We start from the raw sequence: 6,570 nt of genomic DNA, 5'->3' as shown, positions 1-6,570 counted from the left end.
ACCCACGTCTGCTTGGCCCAACAATTCGGGGCACGTTAGTTGCTGCTGCAAGTTTCAGATTATCAGAACATATGGTGTATTCTGAAGAAGACATAAACACCGTAATTCAGATCATCTGGGACGGAATTAAAAGACAATAATTTATATATGATCCTATCTACACTCAATTCCATTTTTAACTATGAACTTAAATAAGTTAATTTTAGTACTGATTTGTACTTTGTCTGCAACGCTCCCATCTGCTGTGGTGTTTGGGCAAACTGCAACAAATGACAAGCAACTCAATAATGCATCCCTGCAGGAAGTGATCAGTTATGCGCTTGTAAATAAGCCCGGTGTTAGGCAGTCTTTAATAGACGAAGAAATTGGTGAAAGGGATATCAAGTCTGCACTCTCAGGCTGGTTTCCTCAAATCAATGGAAGTGCCAATTACAACAACAACCTGAAACAACAGGTCAATGCATTGACCATAAACGGCGAGACCTCTTATATTACTTTTGGAACTAAACAGACTTCGGCCCTCACGCTGCAAGCTGATCAGCAGTTTCTGAATGCGGGTTTGATACAGGCTTCAAAGGCGGCTAAATTTTACAGACAGCAGTATAAGCAGAACACAGAAAACACAAAGATCACCACTGTGGTTGAAGTGAGCAAAGCTTTTTACGATATCCTGACCAGTAAAGAGCAGCTTAGCATTATTAATGAGAACATTACCAGATTGGAAAAGCAACTGAAAGATTCAAAAGCTCAATATGATGTTGGTCTGGTAGACAAAACAGATTATCAGCGTGCCCAGATCAGCTTAAGCAATTCAAAAGCTGATAAGAAAAGAAACGAAGAATTGATGAAATATAAATATGCTTACCTCCGTGAACTGATTGGTTACGGTACAGAGAAAGAACTCAGCTTAAATTTCAACGCCAGCAGCATGGAACGGGAAATTTTATTGGATACTACCCAGCAGTATGTTTATGAAAACAGGGTTGAATATCGTTTGCTTCAAACCCAAAAGCAATTGCAACATTTAAATACCAGTTACAATAAATGGTCTTATTTGCCAACCATTGCCGGTTTTGTCAATTACAACTGGAATTATATGAATAATAACTTCAGCGATTTGTACAACAAGAACTTCCCAAGTTCTGTATTTGGTTTAACCCTGGCACTACCCATCTTTCAGGGTACCAAACGTACTCAGGAGATTAAAAAATCCCAATTACAGGAGAGAAGGATCGACCTGGACTTGCTGAATGCAAAAAACCAGATCAATACGCAGTATCAGCAAGCCATGGCTACTTATAAGGCAAACCTGAATGACTGGAAAACTGCAGGATCGAACGTGGACATTTCCAAACAAGTGTATAATACCATCAAATTGCAGTATGACGAGGGTATTAAAACTTATTTAGATCTCATGACTTCGGAAACAGATCTGCGTACAGCTCAACTCAATTATTTAAATGCATTGTACAGTTTACTTTCTTCTAAACTGGACGTACAACAATCACTAGGAACAATTACCGTAAACCAATAAGCACTCAAATGAAGACATTTAACTACATACAACTTGGCATCGTTATTCTTGGTTCTCTTTCTCTTGCCTCTTGTGGTGGCAATAAGGCTCCTCAGCAGCAAGGTCCTCCTCCTGCTGTACCTGTAACAACTTTTAAAGTGGCCGATCAACCAGTAACCACTACAGACACCTACCCTGGTGTTGTTGTTGCACTAAATGAAGTAGAACTTAGGGCACAGGTAGGCGGTTACATTACAGCAATCTATGTTAAAGATGGTCAAAAAGTAAGCAAGGGCCAGAAACTGTACGAGATAGACCGCACCAAATATATTGCGGCGTATAATAGTGCAAAGGCAGATCTGGCGGTAGCTAAAGCCAATCGTGATAAAACAAAAAAAGATGCCGACCGTTATACAAAACTTGCGCAACAGGATGCTGTTGCAAAGCAACGTGTAGATTATGCATTAACAGATCTTGCTAATGCGGAATCGCAGGTTACTGCAGCGCAGTCCAATGTGTCATCTGCAGCAAATGATTTACAGCGTTCTATTATTGTTTCGCCTTTAAATGGAACAATCGGAATCTCACAGGTAAAACTTGGTGCACTGGTTTCTCCAGGAACCACGCTTTTAAATACCGTATCAACCAACAATCCAATTGCTGTAGATATTGCTGTTGGTCAGGAAGAAATTCCAAGATTTGAGCAGATGAAGAAAAATCCTCAGGCGGTAAAGGACTCACTCTTCAGTATACAGCTTCCTGATGGCAGTATATACAAACGTCAGGGACATATCGTGGCGATTGACAGGGCTGTTGATCCCAGCACAGGTACCATCAAAGTAAGGATCAGCTATCCAAATGAAACCAACAGATTACTTGCCGGTATGACCGTCAACCTGAACGCATTAAATAAAGCCCCTCAACACCAACTTGTTATTCCTTTTAAAGCGGTTAGTGAAATGTTGGGCCAATACAATGTGATGGTGGTTGGAGACAGCAGCAAAGCTGCCCCTAGGATTGTTAAACTCGGAAAACAATTTGAACAAAACGTAGTCATCACAGATGGATTGAAGAGCGGAGAAGTGATTGTGGTAGAAGGCGTGCAGAATGTCAGACCAGGTGCAGTTGTTAAAGAGGTTTCTGCCGCTGAAGCAAATGGACAACAGCCTGCAGCTGGAGCTAAGAAATAGTTTTTAAAAGAATTTCAGACATTATGATTTCAGAAGTATTTATCAAGCGCCCGGTTACGGCCATCGTTATATCCATATTAATAGTTGTAATTGGTGTTATCGTTATGCGAACGCTGCCAATTAGCCAGTATCCAAGTATCGCCCCTCCTACAGTTACCGTTTCAGGTACTTACACAGGTGCCGATGCTCAAACTGTGGAGCAAACAGTAACCACTCCTATAGAGAGCCAGATCAACGGTACCCCTGGTATGAAATACCTGTCTTCCAACAGTACATCTGACGGACAATCTTCCATCACTGTTACTTTTGATGTAGGTACTAATATTGATGTTGCGGCACTGGATGTACAAAACCGTGTGGGTATTGCAGAACCTGCTTTACCTGAAGCTGTAAGGCGTCTTGGGGTAACCACAAAAAAAGCCAACAGCGATATCCTGATGGTTGTAGGCTTGTATTCGCCAAATGGCACCTACGATGAAAAATTCATTTCCAATTATATTAACCTTTATGTTAAGGATGCTTTACTCCGGATCAAGGGTGTTGGAGATGTGCAGGTATTTGGTCAACCTTTCAGTATGCGGGTATGGCTGGATGCCAATAAACTGGCCAGGCTTGGCTTAACCCCAGCTGATGTTTCTGCAGCGATTCAGGAGCAAAATGTACGGGTTCCGGGCGGAAGTGTTGGTGGTGCACCGCAACAAAATTATCAGACTTTTGAATTTTCAGTGATCCTTGATGGTGACCTGAATTCAGAAGAACAATTTAGAAATATCATCATTAAAACAGGAAAAGACGGATCACCGGTTTACCTTAAAGATGTAGCCAGAGTAGAACTGGGTGAATTTAGTTATTCTATAAACTCCAAAGTGAATGGTAAAAAGGCTTCCTTACTGGCGATTAATCAGAGTCCGGGTGGAAATGCTGTGCAGACCGCCGATGGTATTGACAAAGCTTTGGAAGAATTGAAGAAATCTTTCCCTAAGGACCTTGACTATACCGTACCATATGAAACTGTTACTGTTGTAAAAGTATCTATCAGTGAGGTGGTCCATACCCTTTTTGAAGCCCTGATTCTGGTAACAATTGTAGTGTTTTTATTCCTTCAAAGCTGGAGGGCTACCTTAATCCCTGTACTTGCAATTCCGGTTTCGATTATTGGTACATTCATTTTCTTCACTTTCTTTGGCTTTTCCATTAACGTATTGACGATGTTTGGTTTCGTACTCGCTATTGGAATCGTGGTGGATGATGCAATTGTAGTGGTGGAGGCTGTACAGCATTATATAGATCACGAGGGGCTTTCTGCTCCTGATGCGACACGAAGAGCGATGAAGGATATTACTGCTCCTGTAATTGCAATTGCGTTGATTCTTGCTGCAGTGTTTATTCCTGTAGGTTTCCTTCCGGGAATGGTGGGGCAATTGTATCAGCAATTTGCGATTACGATTGCAGTTTCTGTGTTACTTTCTGCATTTATCGCCCTCTCCCTTACCCCTGCTTTGTGTTCTCTTTTGTTGAAACCTATGAAGCTGGATAAGGACTCCAGAGGTTTGAATAAATTCTTTTATAAGTTCAATACCTGGTTTGCCAATGTAACACATGGTTACTCCAATGGTGTTAAAAGAGCTCTGAAAAAAGCGCCTCTGGTAATGGTTATTTTGGCTTGTATCTATGTGGGTACGGTTGGTCTGTTTTCTAAGAAACCATCAGGATTTATTCCAAACGAGGATGCGGGAATTTTCATTATGGGGGTATCACTTCCAGAAGGTGCTTCTGCCGTACGGACAAATGCCTTTATTAAAAGAATCACTGATGACGTGATGAAAAAATATCCGGAGGTAAAAAATATTGCTTCTATTGGCGGATTAAATATTTTGAACCGGTCATTTAAATCCAATGCAGCAACTTTTTTCGTACAGCTAAAAAACTGGGATGAGCGCAAGAGAGATGTAAATGCGATTATGGCAAGTGTTTCTGCAGATTTTGCTGGAGACCGGGATGGTTCTGTGCTTGTTGTTGCTCCTCCTCCGATTCCAGGATTAGGGATCAGCGGAGGCTTTACTATGGAAATAGAGGAAAAGCAAACCGGCGATATTAAAGCGTTTGAGGCAAATGTAGGTAAGTTTTTAGCTGCGGCCAATCAAAGGCCGGAAATTGGTATGGCCTATACCCTTTTTAATTCCAGAACACCAAATTATAAAGTGAGTGTGAACCGTGATATGGCTAAAAAAATGGGTGTTTCCGTTGGTGCAATTTATAGTACAATTTCTGCGTATTTAGGGAGTAGCTATATCAATGACTTCACTAAATATGGCCGGAACTTCCGGGTAGTAACACAGGCCGATACAAATTACCGGGCTAAAATTGAGAACCTTGGACAGTTGTATGTAACCAACGCCAGCGGTGTTTCTGTTCCCCTGTCTTCTATGGTGTCTTATAAAACTATAGAAAATGCTTCTATTATTAATCACTATAATCTATTCAGATCAATAGAAGTTAGTGGTGCCGCCAAACCTGGATACAGTTCTGGAGATGCACTTAATGCGCTTAAAGAGGTTGCAGCACAAACCCTTCCTTCTAACTATGGATATGATTTCTCCGGATTAAGTTTGGAGGAAACCGAGGCAGGAAACAGTACAATGATGGTTTTCGGACTTGTTGTTATTTTTGTATTTCTTTTACTGGCAGCATTGTATGAAAGCTGGTCTGTACCTTTCTCTATCCTGTTGGCGGTTCCATTGGGTTTATTTGGTGCGATTCTGGCGTTGACTTTCCTTCCTAAACTGGACAATAACGTTTACGCGCAGGTTGGTTTAATCACCCTGATCGGATTATCGGCCAAAAATGCGATCCTGATTGTCGAATTTGCCAAGGAACGGGTAGATTGGGGCATGGAACTCATTGCAGCTACACTTGAAGCAGTTAAACTGAGACTAAGACCAATTGTGATGACCTCTATGGCTTTTATCCTAGGTGTTGTTCCTTTGATGATTTCCACAGGCGCGGGTGCTGTATCCCGTCAAACTATTGGCTGGACAGTGGCTGGGGGGATGCTTTCCGCTACCATATTGGCTCTGTTTATTGTACCAGTATTGTTTGTACTGATCACCAAATTGGCTTACGGTAAAAAGAAATTAGCCGAGCTACAAGCCAATTACAAACCTGAAGAACACAAAGACACGTTACATGCTGACGATTAGTTTTAGTGTTTCCAAAACTATATAAAGACAGGCCGCCCAATAAAGGCGGCCTGTCTTTTTTATAAGCGAACAATACGAGTAAAATTTAGGCTGTCACGATTTATTTTCGGATATTAGTATAACTAATTTCTGAATCTGTAAAATACACATCTTACGATTTATTCTTTTCTTATGAAACCATTAGCAAGCCACAAAATACCGGATATCAAAATAAATGCGGGAATAAAGTACATGGTTTTACTGGTCTTTTTTTTAGCTTCTGCTGCCGGGTCGAACTCCAAAGCAGCAATTGCCGCTCCTGGCCCATTTGACGACGTCGTTGCTGCTCTTAAAAGCGGAAATGCGAAGGATCTTGCCGGTTACTTTGACGCAACAGTTGAATTGAACATTGCCGGAAAATCCGATTCTTATAATAAATCAAAGGCAGAAAGCATATTACTGGAGTTTTTTGCGAAAAACAAAGTCAAATCTTTTGATATCATCCATCAGGGCGAAGGTGGCGGCTCCCGCTTTGCTGCCGGCACTCTTGTCACCTCTGGAGGAACTTTCCGTGCCTCCTTCTTTCTCCAGAAAAAGGGTGGTTCTTTTGTAATCAGCGAATTGAGGTTTGAAAACAAGTAGACAAAAGCACCCTCTGGAGCTCCTAAATGCCTATTCTGAATAATAA

General features: G+C 41.4%; 4 protein-coding genes. All 4 read left to right on the top strand.

Features of this window, described 5'->3' with window-relative positions:
* Nucleotides 1-181: 181 nt before the first annotated feature.
* Nucleotides 182-1,534 (top strand): TolC family protein, encoded by a 1,353-nt coding sequence (locus DBR11_RS04155; protein WP_108550353.1) that lies wholly within the window; start codon nucleotides 182-184, stop codon nucleotides 1,532-1,534.
* Nucleotides 1,535-1,542: 8 nt separating this feature from the next.
* A complete protein-coding gene (locus DBR11_RS04150; protein WP_108550352.1) occupies nucleotides 1,543-2,703 on the top strand; it encodes an efflux RND transporter periplasmic adaptor subunit in 1,161 nt (386 codons plus the stop codon).
* 23 nt (nucleotides 2,704-2,726) lie between these two features.
* Nucleotides 2,727-5,903, top strand: coding sequence for an efflux RND transporter permease subunit (locus tag DBR11_RS04145; RefSeq protein WP_108550351.1), 3,177 nt, complete (start codon nucleotides 2,727-2,729; stop codon nucleotides 5,901-5,903).
* A gap of 171 nt (nucleotides 5,904-6,074) precedes the next feature.
* The gene (locus tag DBR11_RS04140; protein WP_108550350.1) at nucleotides 6,075-6,524 is read left to right on the top strand and encodes a DUF4783 domain-containing protein; all 450 of its coding nucleotides are present in this window, start codon (nucleotides 6,075-6,077) and stop codon (nucleotides 6,522-6,524) included.
* Nucleotides 6,525-6,570 lie beyond the last annotated feature (46 nt).

The organism is Pedobacter sp. HMWF019 (assembly GCF_003061025.1).
In the GTDB taxonomy this organism is placed as follows: Bacteria; Bacteroidota; Bacteroidia; order Sphingobacteriales; family Sphingobacteriaceae; genus Pedobacter.
This window is presented reverse-complemented; position numbering and strand designations above follow the sequence as displayed.